Source organism: Natronolimnohabitans innermongolicus JCM 12255, from assembly GCF_000337215.1.
GTDB classification, from domain to species: domain Archaea; phylum Halobacteriota; class Halobacteria; order Halobacteriales; family Natrialbaceae; genus Natronolimnohabitans; species Natronolimnohabitans innermongolicus.
Genome location: NZ_AOHZ01000096.1, coordinates 44,027 through 63,830 on the forward strand (window position 1 = coordinate 44,027; position 19,804 = coordinate 63,830).

Below are 19,804 nucleotides of genomic sequence, written 5' to 3' on the forward strand. Positions count from 1 at the left end.
TGGCTGGTATCACCAACAGCTATGCCTCAGCAGTCGGAACACGTCGGATCGATGACGACGGATTCCGACGTTGCGCTCGTCAGCACGCAGCGCGTGCTCCTGACTGTGTTCGTCGCGGTGCTCCTGTTAGCGTTCAACTACGGTTCCACGTTCGAGACGCCGACGGGCGTTGCGTCCGCAGCGGTCGCCTACCTCGTCGTGGGATATCTCACGCTTACCGTCATGGACGTGCTGTTCGATCGGCTCTTCTGAGCACCGTTCGCGTGCGTCGATGCGCACGCATTCGAGGACCGGTCGGTCGAAAACTAGCGGACCGTCGGGATGCCGCCTGATGCCGACAGGTTAGGCCGAAGCGCCGTACGTCTCTTCTAAGTACTCGACGATATCGTCGCTCTCGGACATTCCTTCGACGCCGTTTGCCTCGTCGGAGATAACCGGAACGCCCGTCTGGCCGCTGACCTCTTCGACTTCCGTTCGCTCGCTGTGCGACCGCGGCACCTCGATCACGTCGTACTCGAGGTCGAGTTCGTCGAGTTTCGAGCGTACCTTCGCACAGTACGGACAGCCGGGAAGGTCGTACATCGTGATGTCAGCCATGGGCGTTCCTAAACAGGTAACGCCTAAGAGACCACCGGTCGGCCGCCGACTTGCCGGAATCGAGTTCAAAACTGGCGGCGCTCGCCGTCAGAACGTGAACTCGCCCGCCTCGACGGCGAAGTAGATCACGAAGTAGACGATAAACGAGAGCGCGAGCACCCACTGGCCGAGTGACACGTCGCGGTGTTCGCCCATCGCCCCTTTGACGAGCGGGTAGCTGATGATTCCGGCCGCGAGGCCGTTGGCGATCGAGGTCGTCAGCGGCATGATCGTGATCGTCAACCCGGCGGCGATCGCCCAGGCGGGGTCCTGCCAGTCGATGTCGGCGACGCCCTGTAACATGATGATGCCGACGACGACGAGCGCGAGGTAACTCGCGTACGTCGGAATCGCGGTGATCAGCGGAACGAACGCGAGCGAAACGAGGAAACACGCGCCGACGACGAGCGCAGTAAAGCCGGTTCGGCCACCCTCCTCGATCCCGGTCGAGGATTCGATGAACGTCGTGACCGTCGACGTGCCGATCATCGCACCGGCCGTGGTACCGACGGCGTCGGCCATCAGCGGCTTCTCGATCTCAGGGAGGTCGCCCTCGTCGTCGAGGAAGCCGGCGATCTGTGAGACGCCGATGAGCGTCCCTGCGGTGTCGAAGAAGTCGACGAAGAAGAACGTGAACACGACCAGCAGGAAGACGACCGGGTCCTCGCCGATCATGCCGAGGCCGTCGACGAAGCCCCAGAACAGCGGCGTGAAGTCGTACTGAGCGCCTTCGATACCCTGTTCCGGCGTGATCGTTCCCTGGTCGACGAGGCCGGCGAGCGTGACGAGCCAGGCTGCAGCGGCCGTTCCCAGAATACCGATCACGATCGAGCCTCGGACGCCGCGAGCGTACAGCAAGAGCGTAAGCACCAGTCCCGCGAGCGAGAAGGCCGCGATCGGACTCTCGAGGACGTTTCCGAGCGTCACGAGCGTGCTTTCGTAGCCCACGACGAGTTGCATCTCCTGGAGTCCCAGAAAGAGCAAGAAGACACCGATACCCGCCCCGACGGCGAACTTGACGGGTTCGGGAAAGAGTTCGATAATGTACTTCCGTGCTCCCACGGCGGTCAACGCGATAAAGAGCAGGCCCTCGACGAAGACGGCCGCGAGCGCGACCTGCCACGGGACGCCGAGGATCAAGACGACGGTGAAGGTAAAGAAGGCGTTCAGTCCCATCCCCGGTGCGAGGCCGAACGGTCGCTTGGCGTAGAACGCCATCACGACGATCGCGATGATCGACGCGAGAATGGTTACTACGGCGAGCATCTGTTCGATCTCGCCGATGGTATAGAGAGACCCACCGATCTCCGTCTGATCGCCCGGTTCGATCTCCGCTGGCGGCCGCCCGAAGATCGCGGGGGCGATGATTGCTGGATTGACGACGATGATGTACGCCATCGCCAGAAACGTCGTCACGCCCGCGATTGCTTCCGTTCGATAATCGGTTTGATGCTCGTCGAAATCGAAGTAGTCCGCGATCGTGTCTAAAGCCCCCATCTTGGACGTTCGAGCATAGCCATACCGTTTAGTTAAGCGTTCCCGTCCGATTCCGTTCGCGCCATAGACACGTTTGTGTACAGCTTCTGGTTTTGAACCCACGTCGCACTCCGAGCCAACGTATTTACCACGGGCCGTGTACACATGGTGCATGAAGTTCGTCATCGTGGGATACGGACGGGTCGGCTCGCGAACGGCACGGATTATGGCCGAAGAAGGCCACGACGTCGTCGTCGTCGACGACGACTCCGAGCGAACCGATCGCGCGGAACGCGACGGATTCGAGACGGTCCGCGGCGGCGGCGACGACGAAGCGGTACTCGTCGACGCGGGGATCGATACCGCCGACGCGATCGGCGCCTTCACGCCCGATTTGAACGTCAACTTCGCGGCCTGCATGGTCGGGAAACACCACGACTGCCGGACGGTTCTGCGAATCGACGAGGACTACCGCGAAGACATCTACGAGAGGTACGCCGAGGACGTCGACGACATCATCTACCCCGAACGCCTTGGCGCCGCCGGCGCGAAGACGGCCATGCTCGGGGGCGACTTCAACGTCGTCGCGGACCTCGCGACGAACCTGCAACTGACCGTCCTCGAGATCGGCGACGACTCGCCCGCCGTCGGCAAGCGCATGAGCGAACTCGACCTCCCCGGCGACGCGCGGATTTACGCTCACGGTCGCCGGCGCGAGTCGCTGACGCTGCCGCTGCCCGGAACGGAACTCGAGGCCGGCGACGAAGTCGCAGTCATCGCCGAAACCGACCGTGCTGATGACGTTCGAGAAACGCTGTCGCCCGCCAGTGCCTGAAGCCGTCAGGGGATCGCTGACGAGTGCGGGCGAACACAGCGCCGTATGGCGTCCGCGAAAACGGGAGCAGACTGGCGCGCGGATGGGGTGGGAGTGGGATGGGGAGCGACGTGCGCGCCACTCGAGTCGACGCACGCCCACCCAATAAAACCGCGTCAGACGTTCGAATGACGGGGGGTTGATCCCGTCCCTCACTCGTCGTCCGGTCGAAAGACGAGGACGTTCTGGTGGACCATCGACGGCACGAACGAGAACGGGTAGCCGTAGACGTGCAGATCCTTCGTCGGATCGTACCAGATCAGGTTCGCGGCAAGGGTCACCGGCGCCGCCGACTCGATCGCCCGCGCGAGGTCGGCCGAGAGGAACTCGTAGGACTGCTCGCGGTACATATCGCCGATGAAGACGACGAGATGGCCGTCCGGCGCGACGGCGTCGGTAAAGCGATCGAACTTCGTAGCCATCCCCTCGAGCCAGTCGGCCTTCGACTGCGTTTCCGTCTCGGATTCCGGTTCCGGTTCCGTTTTCGCCGCCGACGGCTCGCCACCGTCGGAACCGGCGTCCGAGTCGGCGCCGATTTCGCTCTCGTCTTCTACGTTCCCGACGGGTCCGTTTTCCTCGCCCGCGTCGAACGACCCGAGTTTGCTCTCCCGCGTGGCCCGTTCGTTGCGCGTCTGCTCGAGTTCGTCCATGTTCCAGTAGGGAACGTCGGTCAGCAGGAGGTCGACCGAGTCGTCGGGCACGTCTTCGATCAGGTCGGCGCAGTCGCCGTGGCGCATGTCCTGGTCGGCAAGCGGCGGGTCGCCGCGTTCCCGGCGGTCTTCGTTCTCGCGTTTGTGGACGGTCTCGTAGATCTCGACCCAGCGGCGCGTCCGTTCGAAGCCGATCGCCTCGCGCAGTCCCGTTCCCTCGTGTTCACAGAGGCTCGCCCCGAGCAAGGTGCCGCCGACGCCCGCGAAGGGGTCGAGGACGGTGTCGCCGGTCTTGCTGAATCGATCGATGAGTTCAGCACAGAGTCGCGGCGGCTTCTGGCCGCCGTGTTCGCTGCGCAGGTCGTGCTGGAGGGCCGGCGGATACCCCTCCGCAATCACCGACTTCGTGGCGTACTTCCACTCCTTGCCCGTGAGGTCGTTGACGCGATTTCGCTCATCGTAGATCCCCCGCCCCTCGAGGTAGCGCTGGTGGTCGGCCAGTTCGTCGGTGTCGATCACCTCGCCGTCTTCCACCGGGAGCGATTCCGCCTTCGCGCGCTCGGCGTCGAACCCGCCATCGTCGTCGGTGAAGAGCCGACTCTGACGGTGTCGGTCACCGCCGCCGTCGCCGTCGTCTGCCATACCCTCGAGTGGTTTCCCCGGTGGTATAAAGGGTCACCTCTCGTTCGGTTTCGAAGCGGCGTATCGAACGCAGCGGTTCGGCGTCTCACTTCGGTCGAGACCGACGCCGTACTTTCGTCGTCCCCGAAACGAGTTGTACACCGATCGTAACGCAGTCCGGCGATCGGGTGTGCAGTGACGCTCAGTCGCTCCGTTACTGTCTACCGGTGAGGAATCGTTCACGGGCCACCAACAGACACGGTAGCACGACTAGGCAGGCGACGAACGCGAACACGATACTCAATCCAGTTACGATGCCGAACCGCTGAAGCGGCGGCGAGAGCGCAAGTGCGAGTACGCCGAATCCCCCGGCCGTCGTCGCTGCACTCCCCAGTAGTGCACCGCCCGTTCCGACGATGGCCGCCGACAGCGTCTCGTCGATTGAGGAGTGTTGCCGCCGTTCAGCAATGAACCGCTCGCTCATGTGGATGCTGTAATCGACGCCCAGCCCGATCGCGAGACTCGTCATGACGACCGTTTCGGTGTTAAACGGCACGTCGAGGAGCGCCATCGCTCCGAGCAACCAGGCCAACGCTGCAACGACGGGTGCGAGCGTAACCACGCCGAGTGAGATCGCTCTGTGACGCACCCAGTACAGAATCGTGAGAAAGGCCAAGATGACGATGACGGTCACCGTAAACGCCGGGACGAGCGTTTCGAGGAGCGCGTCTTGGATTACTGCGGTTGTCACTTGTCCGCCAGTTGCGACAGCGGTTACGGGAGCGCCGTCTGCAATTTCCCCACCAAAACGACTCATATCGGTCGCAATATCTTGGGCCGGTGCATCACTTCGGACGGAGACGATCACTCGAGCAGATTCGTACTCCCCGGTCTCCGTTCGAGACAGCACGGATGCTGCTTGCTCGGGGTCGACGTCGTAGACGACATCGTAGAGGCCGGCGACGTCGCGGTTCGGAAGGTTGTTTCCGTTCGTGTCACGGTCTGCTAGCGCAGCGGCTACCGTCTCGTTCTCAGCTGCGAGCGTTCGAAGAACCGTGTGTGGCCCATCAGTTACGGCGGTTCCATCCGCGCTCACGTCGATCGTACTGTCGGTGCTACTGTTCCGTGACGCTCGTTCGAGCGCGACGAGTGTCGCTGGATCGGTTACGTTCCCTTCTAGTAATAGCTGCGCCTGTGAGTCGGGACCGCGCTCCTGGAAGTGTTCTCCCAAGTATGCGACGTCGTCGGAGACCGTGTACGTATCGGGAGCGAGCGGACCCGGGAGGGACTTCGTCCAGTCGGGTGCGTCTGCAGGGAGGAAATCGGTTTGATTGAATTCGGTATCGAGGCCAGTCGCGCCGTACGCTCCGCCAGCGGCGAGGACGAACGCGACCAGAATAACGGCTACCGGTGCTCTCCGCACGAGCCGAACCACGTTCGAGAGCGCGCGGTTCACGATTCCAGTTCCGATCCCGAAGGGAGCTTTCGCCCGATTACGGTCGAAACGGTGTTCGAGGAACCCGTCGACCTCGACCTTGAGAGCCGGCACGAAGACGCCGAACGCGACGAAGGTCGCAAGAATCCCCCCTGCGCTCAGTAGCGCGAAGTTCTGGATCGTGGGTAACGGACTAAGCGCGTTCGAGAGAAACCCGACACCCGTCGACACCGTCGCAGCTGCGAGTGCGAGGACGACGCCAGCGAGTCCGACGGCCATTCCCGCTCGAGGCGACCGCCGGCTTTCGTCGGGACTCTCTCCGTCTCGGTCAGTTACTGCGCCGCTTCTCGCCTCTCGGTATCTCATCACGACGTGGAGCGAATAGTCGATCGAGAGGCCGATCAGGAGGAACGGAACGGCGAGTAGCATCGAGTCCATCGGGATCTCTAGCCAGCCCTGGATGCCGGAGACCCAGGCCATCACCACGCCGATTCCGAGCAGCCCGATCAAAATATCGACGAGATCACGGTACGTCACCGCGAGCACGGACAGAACGAGGACGAGTGCGACAGGGGTGATAATCGCGAAACTATCGCCGATGGCGCTTGCACTCGCTGCATCGGTGATCCCCTCTCCGAAAACGAAGCCGTCGTCGAAGCGCTCCTCGAACAGCGACTCGATTTCGAGTTGGGCATCAGACACTCCCGACGCGTCGTCGCCGGCTCGGTCTTCGGCGGTGTGGACGACGAACGTGATCCGGGACTCCGCTTCGGCCGACCCCGGTTCGTACGTTGCGGGAAGGTACGAAACCGGATCGACGCCGGCGGACTCCCTCTCCGGATCGAGCACCCCCTCCACTAATTCGGTAACGGCTGCTTCTGATCGAGACTCGAGGGCATCGATTTGTTCGTCGATCGTCGGCGAACTGGTGTCGTGTTCTCCAGCAGTTTCTGCAGCCCGGTCCTCGAACACCGCACTCGTTCCGACACTGTTCTCGATCCCGACAGCACCATCTTCGGAAAGGGTTGCGGTTATCGACTCGTTCTCGTACATTTCCTGTTGGAGTCGTAAGCTCTCGAGTAACGAATCGCGGGTGAGGACGTCACCGTTCTCCGACCGGACGACGATCTGTGTGATGACTTCCTCGTCCGTAGCGTACTGTTCGTCGATCGTCTCTAGGGCTTCCGTCTCCGGCGAATCCACGTCGAACTGCTCGCCGTCGTCCTCCGCCGGATCACCAACCACCGCTCCAGCCGCGATTACGGCTGTGAGTGCGAGGACGAGGACGACCACCAGTTTGCTCCGGGAGACGACCGCGTTCGCGTACCGAGTCGAAATGCGTTCGCTCATCGTACCGCTTTGCCCTCCCGTGTCGCGTTCGGTTTTGCAGACGATACTGACCGAGCAGCCATCACTGCAGGTGTGTCCATTACCGAACGCTCGGGACGACAGTGATAAGGAACGATGGAGGCGTCCCACACTCTGGGACAGCCGTTTTCGGCGTCAGCGCTTTCGGCCTCGAGTCGAGCGCAAAACCGCCGGATTACTGCCTGTAGAGGGCGAAAATCATGATGAGAAAGCCGACGCAGATGAGCAAGCTTTCTATCAAAAGCCCTGCGACGGACGACATGCCGACGACGTGGTGGAGGATACCGGCTAGAAAAATCCCGAGCGTGATAACGAACAACCCTGCCGCAAAGTACTGGAGCCCTTCGATCTGCGTGCGGACGTACGCTTTGTACGCCATTACTGAGACGACGCCGCCGAGAACGAGAACGGCTACTTTGACGCCCGCGAGTAGCAACTCGAGTGGGCCGATCATGGCTCTTTTTTCATTTCCGACCAGAACGTGGCTAATCTGTCCTCGGGGCTCTCTTCGGGGCGGTCGATGTCGAGTGTGAACTCGTCGGAGTCGTCGATACCGATCGAGATGTTAGAGAAATGTCGCTCGTAGAGGGTCACGTTTGGCCCGTCTCGTCGAACTTCGGTATACTCTTTCACAAGGTTTGCCTCGCGGAGTAATTCCAGTTTCCGATACAGCGTCGATTTCGGGAACCCGCACTCCTCGCGCAACGTGTTTGCGGATTTTGGCTCGTGTAACGACTGTAGAATCACTCGACATTTATCATCGTCGAGTGATCGGAGCACCGTGGATACGTCTGCTTCGTCTTGGGCGACCGACTCGTCGTCAGACATCGTAACGGCTGATTCGGTATCGGGACTCGAGGACGGAATTAGACATAATCGACTCCAATCGATGTGCTTCTCGTTCATACGGCGGTGTGGCGACAGGCCGATAGTTGCCGATCCCGGTTCGTCTGTCGTTGTCTTTGCGTACCGGAGACGAACGCAAAGAGGTCCCGGCCATTCCCACATTATTAGACTAGTGCCAGCGGGTCGAGTCCCACATTCTGGAACGCCTCCTCGCCCTCTTGTCCCTCTCGTTCGAACGTCGAATCCATGTCTCCGAGAAGACGTCCACATCGGCGTTCGTCGCCGAGACGCCAGCAGCTGGGTACTCCGATTGTTCGTCGTCCTGGTCGGACGAGAGCGGACCGTGTGCGAGCGGGTGGGTTTCGATGATGGATACGTTCGGCCTCGTCATGGTCGTCCATACGATCTTTGCAGCGGCGTGGACGGGCGGTGCGTTGCTGATTTCGGGAACGATTATCCCGGCCGCTCGGAACGGGCTGATCGAGAAGAACGGGCTCTCACTGATTACGCGGCGATTCTGGTACCTCACCGTCGGTTCGGTCGTCCTGTTGTTGCTGACCGGCGGTCATCTAGCCGGGACGCTTTACACCGCTGAGTCATTGCAATCGACCGAGCGCGGACACCTCGTCTTGAGTATGGTTGCACTGTGGTTCGTCCTCCCGCTCGTCCTCTATCTCGGCTCCCGACATCTCACGGATATTCCGCCGGAACTGTCGGCGGAAACCGCTGCAGCAGCAGCACGTCCGTGGTTTATCGGAGCGAGCGCGATCTCGATTGCACTCCTCGTCATCGCCGGGTTGCTATAGACGGACCGGGAGCGCCACGCGCGTGTACCCACGGCTGTCCCGCTTCCGCCTTCGCCTCCGCCTCTTTTGCACCCCGTTCACGACGGTTACCCCGTATAGGAACTCCCGCCGACGACCTCGAGGAACTCGCCGCGGCCCGTCGCGTCGCTCGCGTCGAACTCGGTGACGCGGACCCGGACGCGCTTCTCGACGGTTTCGGGGCCGGCGCCGTCGATACGCAGTTCGGTATCGCCGATGTACGCGAGGCCGGTGTCGCGGTCCTCGGATTCGGCGACGAAGACGTTGATCTCGTCGCCCTCGGTGAGCGACGGCGTGGAACTCCGGAATCGCCATCCCTTCAGGTATTTCATCAGAATGCTCATAGTCGTGCCACCTCCTCGCTCTCGCGGTCGATCAGGTACTCGCGGCCGAAGCCGGTGATCGCCGCAATGACGAACACCGCGACCAGCAGCCAGCCCTGGAAGACGAACGGGACGACGTCGATCGGCGTCACGAGCATGTCCGCCGTGAACCAGTCGTACTCGCCGGGCAGGTCCTGCATCGCCGTGTAGCCGGCGAGGACGCCGCCCGACCACGGGAAGATGTACCCGAGCGCCGCGGTCTGGGCGTCCAGGATGTTCGCGCGCCGGTAACCGTTCAGGTTGAATCGTTCGCCGATCTTCGAAATGTAGGGGCCGATCGCGACCTCCGCGGCCGTGTTGATGGTGATAACGGCGTTGATCAGCGCCGAGGAGCCGACCATCGTTAGTTCGGCGTTGCGGACGTTCGTCGCGAGGTTCTCGATCGACCACTCGAGGATTGCGTCGAACGCGCCGCCGCGGATCATGATCTGGGCGGCCGCGATGATTAACAGGACGAGGATCGCGAGTTCGAAAAAGCCTGCCGCCCCCTCGAGCAGGCTGCCGCCGACGCCGACCGCGTCGGGATCGTCGACGATCGTGAGGATCGGCAGGAACTCGAGCGGTTCGGCCAGCGGCGCGTCTTCGGGGGCGTTGAACGCGACGACGTCGCCGATGCTCAACAGCCCCAGCACGAGGCTCACGGCGATCGCGACGACGATCCCCCACGAGATCGCTTCGACGATGTGGCGGCCGGCGACCGCGGTACCGATCACGACCCCCATCGAAACGAGATGGACGAGTCCGATCGGCTCGCTCTCGGCGACCAGGATTTCGGCCGCGTCGCCGGCGATCTCGAGGCCACCCATGAACTGGCCGGCGACGAGGTACCCGGCGAACGCCACGACGGCGGCGACGAACACGTACTTGAACCGCGAAGCAACGACGCCGCCGATGTCGGCGTCCTGGGTTACGGCGCTGACGATCGTCGTGTCGCTGACCGGGGCGAGGTTGTCGCCGAAGATCGCACCCGAGAGGATCGCTCCGAACAGCAAGACCGGATTCGCGCCGAGCAGCAGGCCGGCCGGAAAGAACAGCGTCACGAACGCGATGGCCGCGCCGTACCCCGTCCCGATCCCGGTGGTGAACAGTGCCGCGAGAACGAACGTCGCGGCCGGAAACAGCGCCGAACCGATGCCGCCGACGTCTGCGAGCCAGACGAGGCCGTCGACGAAGCCGCCGTCCTGTAGGACCTCGGCGAACATCCCCGCCCAGATCCAGGCCACGATGGCCGTCACCGCGACGGGCTGGGTCATCCCCTCGAAGATCGTGTTCGCGTAGGTCTTCCAGTCACCGCGAACGAAGAACATCCCGAGGATCAGCCCGATGAGCATGCCCACAACCAGGCCGCCGGTGTCGGAGATCCGCCACAGCGCCGTCTGCACGATCGCCCAGACGATGAAGAACGCGATCGGCAGGGCGCTCATCCCTCGGCCGCCGTAAAACGCGATTCGCGGCGCTTCGTCGGCGGTTCCCGAAACGAACGAGTCGGTCGGATCATCTGCGCTCGAGTCGTCGCGTCTCCCACTCATCGTCTTACACGGTCCAAATGTTCGAATTGCCGTAAAGAAGTATTCCTTCCGATCGCGAACTGATACCGACGTCTGTTACGCCGAATCGCCATCTACGAGTCCGAACGGGGTCGAAACCGCTTCAGCACCGATCGTCGCGACCGCCGTCGCAACGATCGTGACCGTCATCGACGCGAAGCGGTAACACCGACGTCAGCGAGAGCCTTTGACGCTCGAGCGCGTACGCACGCGTATGAACATGCTCGTCGACGGCGAGTGGCGGACCGATGCGGGCGAGTACACCGACGACGACGGCTCCTTCGAACGCCAGGAGACGACGTTCCGCGATCGGGTCCGCGACGAACCCGACGCGCGATTTCAACCCGAATCCGGTCGGTACCACCTCTACGTCTCCTATGCTTGTCCGTGGGCCCACCGAACCCTGATCGTCCGCGCGCTGAAGGGGCTCGAGGACGCCATCTCGGTCTCGGTCGTCGATCCCTACCGCGACGACGACGGGTGGCAGTTCACGCCCGAAAAAGACGGCTGTACGCCGGACCACGTCCACGGCGCCGACTACCTGCGAGAGCTGTACGTCCGAGCGGATCCCGACGCGACCTGTCGCGTGACGGTACCCGTCCTCTGGGACCGCGAGGAGGGGACGATCGTCAACAACGAGTCGAAGGAGATCATGCGGATGCTCGACACCGAGTTCGACGAGCAGGCGACTCGAGACGCCGACCTGTATCCCGAGGGCTACCGGGAGGACGTCGACCGGATCATCGACGAGATCTACGAGCCGATCAACAACGGAGTCTATCGGGCCGGCTTCGCGACGAAACAGGACCCGTACGACGAGGCCGTCGACGACCTGTTCGACGCGTTAGACCACTGGGACGACGTGCTGGCCGACCAGCGCTACCTCGCCGGCGACCGACTCACCGAGGCCGATATCGCGATGTTCACGACGCTCGTTCGATTCGACAACGTCTACCACACGCACTTCATGTGTAACGTCCAGTACGTTCGCGAGTACGACAATCTCTGGCCGTACCTGCGGGACCTGTATCAGACGGGCGCTCCCGATTCGGAGACGGGGACCGAGACAGAGACGGAAACACGCCCCGCATCGAGCGTCGCCCGGACCGTCGACATGGATCACATCAACGAACACTACTACACGACCCATCCGGACGTGAACCCCCACCGAATCGTCGCCCGCGGCCCCGACCTCGACTTCGAGGCGCCCCACGACCGCGACGAACTGCCGGGCGCGCCGCCATCGGCGCTCGTCTCGGCCACCGCTGACGACTGATCACTCGAGTAACGCAGAAAACTCAGGTTCGAGCGGCGTTACGCTCGCCCCGTTTGTTCTCGCCACGCCGCGAAACTGTCTTCGCGCTCGTCGGTCCCGGCAATCGCCCGCCAGATGAGATAGGCGGGAACGAGGACGGGCAACAGCGGCAGGAAGATCACGACGAGGATTGCCGCCATGATGTACCCGAACGCGGACATCTGGGTGTTCGGTCCGTACCCCGTCGACTCGCCGACCCGTGTGGACATACCCGAACCTACGCGCCTGTCGCTATTCTGTCTTGTGGTTTGAGCGATCACGAACGGTGGTCGAACGCTCGCCCGAACCATCCGCAGTTGCTCCTCTCAGCGGCGTCAGTCCAGTACGTCTGCCGAGTCGTCTTGTGGACGATAACCCAACTCGAGCATCGTTTCGGACAGCGAGAGGAACCGTTCGGAGTTATCGGAGATGCCGTGGGCGGTCGTCGGCGTCGAATCGAGGGTCGCCGTCGCCGCATCGCGGACGATCCGTTGGCAGTCGCCCGGGCTGAGCCACATCGCGCGGGCATAGCGCTCGCCCGAGCCGTCTCGGTCGGCGACTTCCTGCTCGAGTTCGTCCTCGGAGAGCAACCAGCCGATCCGCAGGTTGACCACGTCGATTCCGTGGCGTTTGGCGTAGTAGTGTCCCATCGCCTCGCCGAATACCTTCGTCGCCCCGTAGTACGTGTCCGGGTCCATCGCGTCGTCGGGGCGAACGATATCGGGGGTTCCGACCGTCGATTCGGGCCGAATCGGCGAGACCGTATTCGTCATGTTGACGGCGTGGTTCGAACTCGCGAAGACGACCCGCTCGAGGTCGTTGATCGCGGCGGCTTCGAGGGCGTTGTACGCGCCCTCGACGTTCGGTCCCGAGAGTTCCTCCCACTCGGCTCGCGGATCCGGGTTCGCCGCGAGGTGGATCAACACATCCTGGCCCTCGAGGGCGTCGACGAACTGCTCCCGTTCGGCGATCTCGAGGGTGTCGGTGTCTAGGTCCTCGGTTTCGCTATGGGAGAAGAGCTCGAGATTGACGTCGACGGCTGCGTCGTCGAACGCTTCGATCGCTTCGCGGCCGACACTGCCGGACGCGCCGGTGATGGCGACGTTGGTCATAACCGATGCACACCGGAGCGGCGGAAATAGGTCGGGCCAGCGGGTTCCGGGCTGAACGGCCAGTTCGGGTTGGCGACGCGTGTTCGACTCGCCAACGAGAATAAACCGTATACAGCGATATCAACTAACCGAACGCTTTTCTCCCGTTCCCGTCTCTTCGAGAGTGTGCTTGAGAATACCACAGCATTCGTGACGGGAGCGAGTCAGGGGCTCGGACGGGAGATCGCCGTTGCGTTCGGCGATGCGGGCGCGAACGTCGTGCTCGCGGCGCGCAGCGACGGCATCTACGAGACCGAACAGCAGATCGACGCGCCCGATCGGACGCTGGCCGTCGAGACGGACGTCACCGATCCCGACTCCGTCGCGGACTCGATCGACGCGGCGGTCGACGAGTTCGGCGGGCTTGACTGTCTGGTGAACAACGCCGGAATCGCCGGGCCGACGGCGCCGATCGAAGACACCGACGACGACGAGTGGCTCGAGACCATGGACGTCAACGTCGTCGGGACCGCACGGACGGTCCGCGCTGCAGCCCAGTCACTGCGTGACTCGGAGGCAGGCAGCATCGTCAACATCTCCTCGATCGGCGGGAAGCGCCCCTATCCGAACCGGACGCCCTACGCTGCGTCGAAGATGGGCGTTATCGGCCTCACGCGAGCCCTTGCGTTCGAGTTCGGTGACGACGACGTCACCGTAAACGCGATCTGTCCCGGCCCGGTTGAGGGCGAACGCATCGAGAACGTCTTCGAAAAACAGGCTGCAGAGCGTGGCGTCGACGTCGCCGACGTCAAAGGAGAGGTACTCGAGAGCCTCGCGATTCGGGAACTCGTACCGCCCGAAGAGGTCGCCGACCTCGCGGTTCAGCTCGCGAGTCCGGCGACGGATCACGTGACCGGCCAGGACATCAACGTCGCCTCCGGCGGCGCGTGGTACTGACGCCACGAACGAGAGTCGACGTCCGCCTGACGTATTTGCTACTCGGATTGGCGGTCCGTGAAACGCGCGCCGAACTCGTCACACGTCGATTTCGTCGTCGCCGTCGTAGTCGCGGTCGAACGACGTGTACTCGTCGTAGAACGGCTGGGAGCCGCCGCCGCTGGCGCCGAGTTCGATCCCCGCGTAGCGGGCGTCCTCGACGTCGTCCCAGACCGCAAGCGGCCACGGCTGATCGTCGCCCTGTTCGATCATCGCCGCTTCCATCTGGATCTCGGTCGCGACCGCCTGACTGATTCCCTCGATGTAGCCGTCGTAGTACTCGCGAAGCATCTCGGCCGCCACGTTTCGATCGACCGCCTCGTCCGCCGTTTCGGACGTTTCTCCGTCCCCGTCGGACGCGTTCGCGTCGGTCGTATTCGTGTCCACCGAGTTCGTGTCGTCGACGGCCGCGTACGCGTCGGTCACGTGTGCACCGCCCTCGTTTCGCGCAGCCGCGGAGCCAGCGGTGATCGATGCGAGCGCCGCGACGGCGGAGCCCTTCAGTACGGTTCGTCGCTGTGGGTTGTCGTCGACCATAGCTGATCTCGCCACGGGAGCGACTGAAAAGGGGCCCGAACGTTCCAGCGAGTAGACTGTTCGGTACCGACGACGGAAATCCGGGACAAACTTGTAGCGAGCGAAACTGACCGAACGGTTCGTTCGACCGATTTCGGCGGCGACAGTAGACACCGATTTCGCGGCTGGGATCTGCAGCGACGGAATCCACAGCGGCTCCCGCCGCGTTCTCACTGGCCGGTACCGTCTTCGAACCCCGACCATCACGCGTTCCATACAGTCGAGTAATCTCGTCTTTCCCACTTCGATACTCGTCTGCAGGCCGGACACGCACCCGTCCAGTTGTACTCGAGTCGAAACCCGTTCCGACGGCGATCACTCAACGAACTGGTCGAGCGTCGCGTCGAGACCGTCCCGAACCTCGCTGACGAGCGCGCCCTCGATGTCGAGGCCGAGGACGTCGACCGCCGTTCGACCGACGCGCTCGCGCATCTCCGGCGGGGTGTAGACGCCGAGTCGCCACTGGGAGTACTGCGCTGCACGCAGCGCCTCGACCAGCGGTGACTGCTGGCCGAGCCGTCGAATATCACCGTTGACGACGACTCGAGTCGTCGACTCCGTCATCGACGGGCGACCGGGAACGTCCAGAATGACGCACTCGGGATCGACGTCCGCGTCGTCGGCGATTTCGTGCTCGAACTCCCGGATCGACTCGTGGTCGGCCTCGATGATGCCGCCCGGCACGTCGTCGATTTCGGCCCAGACGGCCCGTTTGTAGAGGTTCCGGTGATCGAGGCGGCGCGAGAACTGGCTGGTCGCCTCGCAGGATCGGAGGGCGACGATCAGGTCGTGGTCGTCCATTCGCTGGAGGCTTGCGGCGTCGACATCGGGCTCGGGGGCGTCTAACAGTCGCTCGGCCGCTCGGCGCAACATCGCCTTGCTGATCCGGGCGACGCTGTGGCTGTAGACGGCGGGGTTCATCAGCGCGCGCGCGACGAGGAGACTTTCGGCCGTCTGGACGTTGCCCTCGTCCAGAACGAGTTCGTCGTCCGTAAACGTCAGTTCGCGCACCAACCGGCCGTGATCGATCGTCCCGTAGGGGACCCCCGTGTGGTGGGCGTCCCGCACCAGGTAGTCCATCCGATCGACGTCGAGTTCGCCCGAGACGAGCTGGCCGAACCGACCCTCGCCCGCGATCAGGTCGGCGACGGCGTCGGGCTCGAGGTCGTGCTCGCGGAGCACGTCACCGACCTGTCCGTCCTCGAGCAGGCCGTGGACGTCGTCGTGGTAGCGACCCGTTCGCCGGTACGTGAGCGACTCCAGGTTGTGGCTGAACGGTCCGTGGCCGATATCGTGGAGGAGCGCGGCGGCGTGGACGCGATCCGCCTGTCGGCCCGAGACGCCGAGTTGCTCGAGCGCTTCGCAGGCCAGGTGATAGACGCCGAGGCTGTGTTCGAACCGCGTGTGGTTGGCCGAGGGGTAGACCAGCGAGACCGTTCCGAGCTGTCGGATGTTGCGCAGCCGCTGGAGTTCGGGCGTATCCAGCAGGTCCTGTGCCACTCCGTCGATCCGGATGTGGTCGTGGACACTGTCCTTGATGGTCGTCATACCGAGTGGTTCGGCGCAATCACACAAAAACTGTCGAGTCGCGACCGTCGCGTTGCCGGTCGACGGTACGCTCGAGTGTCGCTGCCGGTACTCGCCGGAGCGGTTACAAAAGCGCCCGTCACCTGACGCGGGGGTACTTACCGGCGTGGCCGTCGTCAGTGTCGGGTAGCATGACCGATCTCACGATCCCGCGGGACGCCAACGAGGAAGACGCCGAAAAACTCGTCCGCGAACACGTCGAAATCGGCGATACCGTCCAGATCTGGGAGCGCGAACGAACCGACGACGGTGACCACGACGTGGTAGGGGAGGTAACCGGAATAGAAGCGGGATATCTCGAACTCGACGGACAGTCTCCCGAGTCCGGGAGCGTCCGGTACGACGAGATCGATACGGTGATTCGAGTCGAAGACGCGTAGCGGAGCGATCGCTGCCGTCACCGAACGCCGTCAGACGTACGGCGAGCCGTCCGGCAGTCTCGAAGACCACGCCGTCCCGTTACGGTCCGTCCGAATCAACCCGAACTGCAGAGACCCGAGGAACAAACCACGACGGTGGTCGCGGGAGCAGTCACTCCGCGGTCGCCTCGAGTCCCGCCGTCAACTCCTCGCGCAGCGGCTCCGGAATCGGCGTCGGGCCGTCGTCGACGACGACCGCGACCGTCGTCACGGTTGCGACGACGCGGTTCTCTCCGTCTCGAAGCTCGAACTTGAGCGTGAAGCTCGTCTCACCGACGTCAGTGACGTCGACCGCGACGGTGATCGGCGCCAGCGACCCGAGTTCTCGTTCGTAATCGATCTCGAGACGGACGACGAGGTGCTCGAGTTCGCCGGGACCGTAGCCGCGGCTCGCGAGGTAGCGGTCGCGCGCGAGATCGGTGTAGGCAACGAATTTGGAGTTGTTGACGTGGCCGCTCGGACCGAGGTCGTCGGTTCGAACGTCGATCGTCGTCTCGTAGTGGCTCATGCTCGAGCCCAGACAGTCGGGAGGCGAGTGCGTTTCGTCCTGCGGCCGTGGCCAGTTCGTCGCCGGTGCAAGTACCGACACCGCGTGCTGGATTCCCTCACCGCTCTCGTTCGGGTTCGCGATTCCGTCCGTCATCGACGGATCCGAGATCGAACTCCCGCGACGAGTCAGCGGTCGTTGCGCCGTCGAAGAGATCGTCGGGGAGGTCGTCGACGGCGACGAGTCGCTCGAGTCGCCGTTCGAACTCCGCGTCGTCGATCTCGCCCGCCGCGTAGCGCCGTTTCAGCTCCTCGAGGGCGTCGGGTTCGGCTTCCCTTGGCTCCAACGTCGATTCGGACGATTCTTCGCCGAACAACAGCGTCGCCATCTCGTCACCCCAGAACAGGAAGATCGGCGTCAGCAGGAACCAGCCGATGATCACGATCACACCGGCGAGTGCCTCGAGTCCCGCGATACCGGCGAGACTGATCAGTGCGAACGTCACGATTCCGATCAGTAGCCAGCCGTCCTCGGCGACGAACTCGCGGAGCATCGGTGCCATACAGTCGCATGGATTGCCCGAAATATATAGCCCAGCCAATCGGTCGGGTGTCGGTGCGAGGGCTCACCGTCTCGACCGGCTCGAGCCGGTGCTCAGCGACGCTGCTTCCAACCGGCCGATGAAGCCGCTGACACGAGTTTAATATAGCTGTTATTGGTTTATGGAGCGATTCCTCACCGAGGCGTGACCGCGGGTCGGGCAGATCACGACGGTGGTATGTTTCCCCGAGTTAGCGAATAGAAGTACTCCTATCGAGACAAATAGAGGTTCCTCTCAATAGAATAGATAGCTAGTCAGCTATTAGCATTCGAGAGACGGTGTGGGAAATTCGGATTCTAGCCGACAACGGTATAAGATTCCTACACACACCAAGAAATGGACTCTAATACGGCTACAGGTTCTTGCAACCATCAACCGGACTGATGTGACGTTCGGGATATACTGACAACTAGTGCTCTCGGTAAGCACGGTATTAGTGCGGAATACTAGTAACTATCGTGAAGCGGTACTTCGACTGTGAGCCGTCCGCCGAACGATCACCCCTCGTCGTCCGTTCGCTCCTCGAGTTTGTATTTCTGAATCTTGCCGCTGGTCGTCCGCGGCAGTTCGTCGATAAATTCGACCTCGCGGGGGTGTTTGTACGCAGCTACTCGCTCGAGGACGTACTCCGTAATCGCCTCAGCGGTGACGTCTTCACCGGGTTCGACGCCGGGTGCGGGAACGACGAACGCCTTCGGCACCTCGTTTCGTCGCTCGTCGGGGATTCCGACGACGGCGCTCTCGGCGACGGCCTCGTGTTCGGCGAGGAGTTCCTCGAGTTCGCTGGGGTAGACGTTGTAGCCCGCGGTGTTGATCATGTGCTTCTTGCGGTCGACGATCTCGTAGTAGTTGTCCGCGTCTCGACGGGCAATGTCGCCGGTTCGGAAGTACCCGTTCTCGGTGAACGCCGCCGCCGTCGCCTCCGGCATGTCGTGATAGCCCGTCATGACCTGCGGGCCGCGGACGAGTAATTCGCCTTCCTCGCCGGGGTCGACCTCGTCGCCGCTCTCGTCGACGATCTTACAGTCGGTCTGGCGGGTCGGCTGGCCGATCGTGCCGTGGCGCAGGCCGAACGTCGAATTCGACTGCGAGTGAGTGGCGCCGTGAGTCTCCGTGAGGCCGTACCCCTCGCCCATGTCGACGCCCGCGACCTCCTCGAACCGCTCCTGGACCGCGACGGACATCTTCGCGCCGCCCTCGCCCGCCGTCTCCAGACTCGAGAGGTCGTACTCGCCGAAGTGCTCGCTGTTGACCATGTCGACGTACATCGCGGTGACGCCGACGAAGTGGGTGATCTCCGCTTTCTCCATCAGTTCCATGGCCGCGTCGCCGTCCCAGTTCGCCGCGCTCCGGAGGTAGACGCGCCCGCCGCGAAGCAGAGGCTGCCAGGCGGTGTGCGTAAAGCCCGTGATATGATACAGCGGGAGCCAGACGAGGCTGCGGACGTCCTCGTCCGCGAGGTCGCTCGGCTGGGAGAGGATCGAAAACATCTGCGCGCGGAAGTTCCGATGAGTGAGCTGGACGCCCTTCGGTTTCCCCGTGGTGCCCGACGTGTACGGAAGCAAGGCGACGTCGTCGTCGTCTCGCTCGACGAACCGTTCCTCGCCGCGGACGTCCGAAAACATCTCGACACCCTCGTCGGTGCTGCCGACGGCGATGACGAGCGGGTCCCAGTCGATTTCCTCGAGTCCCTCCTGGAGGTGCTCGAGCAGCGCCGCGTGGGTCAAGACGACCGTCGCGTCGGTGTCCTCGAGCTGGTAGGCCAGCTCCCGGCGTCGGTACTGCGGGTTGACCGGCGAGACGACGACGCCCGCCTTGAAAGCGCCGAGTGCGCCGATCAGGTAGGCCGGACAGTTCGGCAGGTACTGCAACATGACGTCGCCGGGCTCGACGCCGCGGTCGGCCAGTCCGCCGGCGAATCTGGCGCTTTCCTCGCGGAGGTCGTCGTGCGTGAGCGTCGTCCCGTGGTATTCGATCGCCGTCGCGTCGCCGTGGTGACGCGCCGTCTCGTCGTGAAGTCGAGCAGCATTCCCGGCTCTCGCGTCCGCGTGCACTGAATCAAGATTCATGTTTCCAAACACCACGGTCTGCTA

Annotated in this window: 21 protein-coding genes; 6 read left to right on the forward strand and 15 right to left on the reverse strand. The window is 63.1% G+C overall.

The window, feature by feature from the left end; translation table 11 throughout:
* Positions 1-51 precede the first annotated feature (51 nt).
* Entirely contained in the window at positions 52-252 is a 201-nt protein-coding gene (locus tag C493_RS20340) for a hypothetical protein (protein WP_049889542.1), read from the forward strand.
* A 90-nt stretch (positions 253-342) separates the two neighbouring features.
* Here the strand turns inward: C493_RS20340 and C493_RS20345 are convergent, their stop codons facing one another.
* Positions 343-597, reverse strand: a complete 255-nt coding sequence (locus C493_RS20345) for a glutathione S-transferase N-terminal domain-containing protein (protein WP_007261380.1) — start codon at positions 595-597, stop codon at positions 343-345.
* A gap of 87 nt (positions 598-684) precedes the next feature.
* The gene (locus C493_RS20350) at positions 685-2,133 is read right to left on the reverse strand and encodes an NCS2 family permease (protein WP_007261381.1); all 1,449 of its coding nucleotides are present in this window, start codon (positions 2,131-2,133) and stop codon (positions 685-687) included.
* Between the two features lie 151 nt (positions 2,134-2,284).
* Here C493_RS20350 and C493_RS20355 point away from each other — a divergent pair, with 151 nt between their 5' ends.
* Positions 2,285-2,947, forward strand: coding sequence for a potassium channel family protein (locus C493_RS20355; RefSeq protein ID WP_007261382.1), 663 nt, complete (start codon positions 2,285-2,287; stop codon positions 2,945-2,947).
* Positions 2,948-3,138: 191 nt separating this feature from the next.
* On the opposite strand, the gene C493_RS20360 is transcribed toward C493_RS20355, so the two are convergent.
* The 4 genes from C493_RS20360 to C493_RS20375 all read right to left on the reverse strand — a co-directional run bounded on the left by C493_RS20360 (position 3,139) and on the right by C493_RS20375 (position 7,888).
* On the reverse strand, positions 3,139-4,278 hold the full coding sequence (locus C493_RS20360) for a DNA methyltransferase (RefSeq protein WP_007261383.1): 1,140 nt from the start codon (positions 4,276-4,278) through the stop codon (positions 3,139-3,141).
* A gap of 193 nt (positions 4,279-4,471) precedes the next feature.
* Positions 4,472-7,042 (reverse strand): efflux RND transporter permease subunit, encoded by a 2,571-nt coding sequence (locus C493_RS20365; protein ID WP_007261384.1) that lies wholly within the window; start codon positions 7,040-7,042, stop codon positions 4,472-4,474.
* A 193-nt stretch (positions 7,043-7,235) separates the two neighbouring features.
* Positions 7,236-7,514, reverse strand: a complete 279-nt coding sequence (locus C493_RS20370; RefSeq protein ID WP_007261385.1) for a DUF7521 family protein — start codon at positions 7,512-7,514, stop codon at positions 7,236-7,238.
* On the reverse strand, positions 7,511-7,888 hold the full coding sequence (locus C493_RS20375) for a winged helix-turn-helix domain-containing protein (protein WP_007261386.1): 378 nt from the start codon (positions 7,886-7,888) through the stop codon (positions 7,511-7,513). Before C493_RS20375 ends, C493_RS20370 begins: the two co-directional genes overlap by 4 nt.
* A gap of 383 nt (positions 7,889-8,271) precedes the next feature.
* On the opposite strand from C493_RS20375, the gene C493_RS20380 reads away from it, so the two are divergent.
* A complete protein-coding gene (locus C493_RS20380; protein WP_049889536.1) occupies positions 8,272-8,712 on the forward strand; it encodes a hypothetical protein in 441 nt (146 codons plus the stop codon).
* A gap of 86 nt (positions 8,713-8,798) precedes the next feature.
* On the opposite strand, the gene C493_RS20385 is transcribed toward C493_RS20380, so the two are convergent.
* Both C493_RS20385 and C493_RS20390 read right to left on the reverse strand, forming a co-directional pair.
* Positions 8,799-9,074, reverse strand: a complete 276-nt coding sequence (locus tag C493_RS20385) for a DUF7513 family protein (protein ID WP_007261388.1) — start codon at positions 9,072-9,074, stop codon at positions 8,799-8,801.
* Positions 9,071-10,642 carry a Na+/H+ antiporter NhaC family protein gene (locus C493_RS20390; protein ID WP_007261389.1) on the reverse strand — a complete coding sequence of 524 codons (1,572 nt, stop codon included), beginning with the start codon at positions 10,640-10,642 and terminating at the stop codon, positions 9,071-9,073. Before C493_RS20390 ends, C493_RS20385 begins: the two co-directional genes overlap by 4 nt.
* A 232-nt stretch (positions 10,643-10,874) precedes the next feature.
* On the opposite strand from C493_RS20390, the gene C493_RS20395 reads away from it, so the two are divergent.
* On the forward strand, positions 10,875-11,936 hold the full coding sequence (locus C493_RS20395) for a glutathione S-transferase family protein (RefSeq protein ID WP_007261390.1): 1,062 nt from the start codon (positions 10,875-10,877) through the stop codon (positions 11,934-11,936).
* A 38-nt stretch (positions 11,937-11,974) separates the two neighbouring features.
* Here C493_RS20395 and C493_RS20400 read toward each other — a convergent pair whose 3' ends face one another.
* Positions 11,975-12,184, reverse strand: a complete 210-nt coding sequence (locus tag C493_RS20400) for a DUF7535 family protein (RefSeq protein ID WP_007261391.1) — start codon at positions 12,182-12,184, stop codon at positions 11,975-11,977.
* Positions 12,185-12,289: 105 nt separating this feature from the next.
* On the reverse strand, positions 12,290-13,066 hold the full coding sequence (locus C493_RS20405; protein ID WP_007261392.1) for an NAD-dependent epimerase/dehydratase family protein: 777 nt from the start codon (positions 13,064-13,066) through the stop codon (positions 12,290-12,292).
* 165 nt (positions 13,067-13,231) lie between these two features.
* Here C493_RS20405 and C493_RS20410 point away from each other — a divergent pair, with 165 nt between their 5' ends.
* Positions 13,232-14,002, forward strand: coding sequence for an SDR family NAD(P)-dependent oxidoreductase (locus tag C493_RS20410; protein ID WP_049889537.1), 771 nt, complete (start codon positions 13,232-13,234; stop codon positions 14,000-14,002).
* Between the two features lie 78 nt (positions 14,003-14,080).
* On the opposite strand, the gene C493_RS20415 is transcribed toward C493_RS20410, so the two are convergent.
* Both C493_RS20415 and C493_RS20420 read right to left on the reverse strand, forming a co-directional pair.
* A complete protein-coding gene (locus C493_RS20415) occupies positions 14,081-14,578 on the reverse strand; it encodes a twin-arginine translocation signal domain-containing protein (protein WP_007261394.1) in 498 nt (165 codons plus the stop codon).
* Positions 14,579-14,932: 354 nt separating this feature from the next.
* Positions 14,933-16,165 (reverse strand): HD domain-containing protein, encoded by a 1,233-nt coding sequence (locus tag C493_RS20420; protein WP_007261395.1) that lies wholly within the window; start codon positions 16,163-16,165, stop codon positions 14,933-14,935.
* 170 nt (positions 16,166-16,335) lie between these two features.
* On the opposite strand from C493_RS20420, the gene C493_RS20425 reads away from it, so the two are divergent.
* Complete coding sequence (locus C493_RS20425) at positions 16,336-16,584, forward strand: hypothetical protein (protein ID WP_007261396.1); 249 nt, start codon at positions 16,336-16,338, stop codon at positions 16,582-16,584.
* Between the two features lie 151 nt (positions 16,585-16,735).
* On the opposite strand, the gene C493_RS20430 is transcribed toward C493_RS20425, so the two are convergent.
* The 3 genes from C493_RS20430 to C493_RS20440 all read right to left on the reverse strand — a co-directional run bounded on the left by C493_RS20430 (position 16,736) and on the right by C493_RS20440 (position 19,780).
* A complete protein-coding gene (locus C493_RS20430; RefSeq protein WP_007261397.1) occupies positions 16,736-17,266 on the reverse strand; it encodes an acyl-CoA thioesterase in 531 nt (176 codons plus the stop codon).
* Positions 17,229-17,672, reverse strand: a complete 444-nt coding sequence (locus tag C493_RS20435; RefSeq protein WP_007261398.1) for an SHOCT domain-containing protein — start codon at positions 17,670-17,672, stop codon at positions 17,229-17,231. The genes C493_RS20430 and C493_RS20435 overlap by 38 nt, the downstream gene beginning before the upstream one ends.
* Positions 17,673-18,208: 536 nt before the next feature.
* Positions 18,209-19,780, reverse strand: a complete 1,572-nt coding sequence (locus tag C493_RS20440; protein ID WP_049889538.1) for a class I adenylate-forming enzyme family protein — start codon at positions 19,778-19,780, stop codon at positions 18,209-18,211.
* Positions 19,781-19,804 lie beyond the last annotated feature (24 nt).

Coding starts and splice junctions, on each gene's coding strand:
- C493_RS20340 (WP_049889542.1), top strand. CDS start 52: ATGACGACGGATTCCGACGTTGCGCTCGTCAGCACGCAGCGCGTGCTC.
- C493_RS20345 (WP_007261380.1), bottom strand. CDS start 597: ATGGCTGACATCACGATGTACGACCTTCCCGGCTGTCCGTACTGTGCG.
- C493_RS20350 (WP_007261381.1), bottom strand. CDS start 2,133: ATGGGGGCTTTAGACACGATCGCGGACTACTTCGATTTCGACGAGCAT.
- C493_RS20355 (WP_007261382.1), top strand. CDS start 2,285: ATGAAGTTCGTCATCGTGGGATACGGACGGGTCGGCTCGCGAACGGCA.
- C493_RS20360 (WP_007261383.1), bottom strand. CDS start 4,278: ATGGCAGACGACGGCGACGGCGGCGGTGACCGACACCGTCAGAGTCGG.
- C493_RS20365 (WP_007261384.1), bottom strand. CDS start 7,042: ATGAGCGAACGCATTTCGACTCGGTACGCGAACGCGGTCGTCTCCCGG.
- C493_RS20370 (WP_007261385.1), bottom strand. CDS start 7,514: ATGATCGGCCCACTCGAGTTGCTACTCGCGGGCGTCAAAGTAGCCGTT.
- C493_RS20375 (WP_007261386.1), bottom strand. CDS start 7,888: ATGTCTGACGACGAGTCGGTCGCCCAAGACGAAGCAGACGTATCCACG.
- C493_RS20380 (WP_049889536.1), top strand. CDS start 8,272: ATGATGGATACGTTCGGCCTCGTCATGGTCGTCCATACGATCTTTGCA.
- C493_RS20385 (WP_007261388.1), bottom strand. CDS start 9,074: ATGAGCATTCTGATGAAATACCTGAAGGGATGGCGATTCCGGAGTTCC.
- C493_RS20390 (WP_007261389.1), bottom strand. CDS start 10,642: ATGAGTGGGAGACGCGACGACTCGAGCGCAGATGATCCGACCGACTCG.
- C493_RS20395 (WP_007261390.1), top strand. CDS start 10,875: ATGAACATGCTCGTCGACGGCGAGTGGCGGACCGATGCGGGCGAGTAC.
- C493_RS20400 (WP_007261391.1), bottom strand. CDS start 12,184: ATGTCCACACGGGTCGGCGAGTCGACGGGGTACGGACCGAACACCCAG.
- C493_RS20405 (WP_007261392.1), bottom strand. CDS start 13,066: ATGACCAACGTCGCCATCACCGGCGCGTCCGGCAGTGTCGGCCGCGAA.
- C493_RS20415 (WP_007261394.1), bottom strand. CDS start 14,578: ATGGTCGACGACAACCCACAGCGACGAACCGTACTGAAGGGCTCCGCC.
- C493_RS20420 (WP_007261395.1), bottom strand. CDS start 16,165: ATGACGACCATCAAGGACAGTGTCCACGACCACATCCGGATCGACGGA.
- C493_RS20425 (WP_007261396.1), top strand. CDS start 16,336: ATGACCGATCTCACGATCCCGCGGGACGCCAACGAGGAAGACGCCGAA.
- C493_RS20430 (WP_007261397.1), bottom strand. CDS start 17,266: ATGACGGACGGAATCGCGAACCCGAACGAGAGCGGTGAGGGAATCCAG.
- C493_RS20435 (WP_007261398.1), bottom strand. CDS start 17,672: ATGGCACCGATGCTCCGCGAGTTCGTCGCCGAGGACGGCTGGCTACTG.
- C493_RS20440 (WP_049889538.1), bottom strand. CDS start 19,780: ATGAATCTTGATTCAGTGCACGCGGACGCGAGAGCCGGGAATGCTGCT.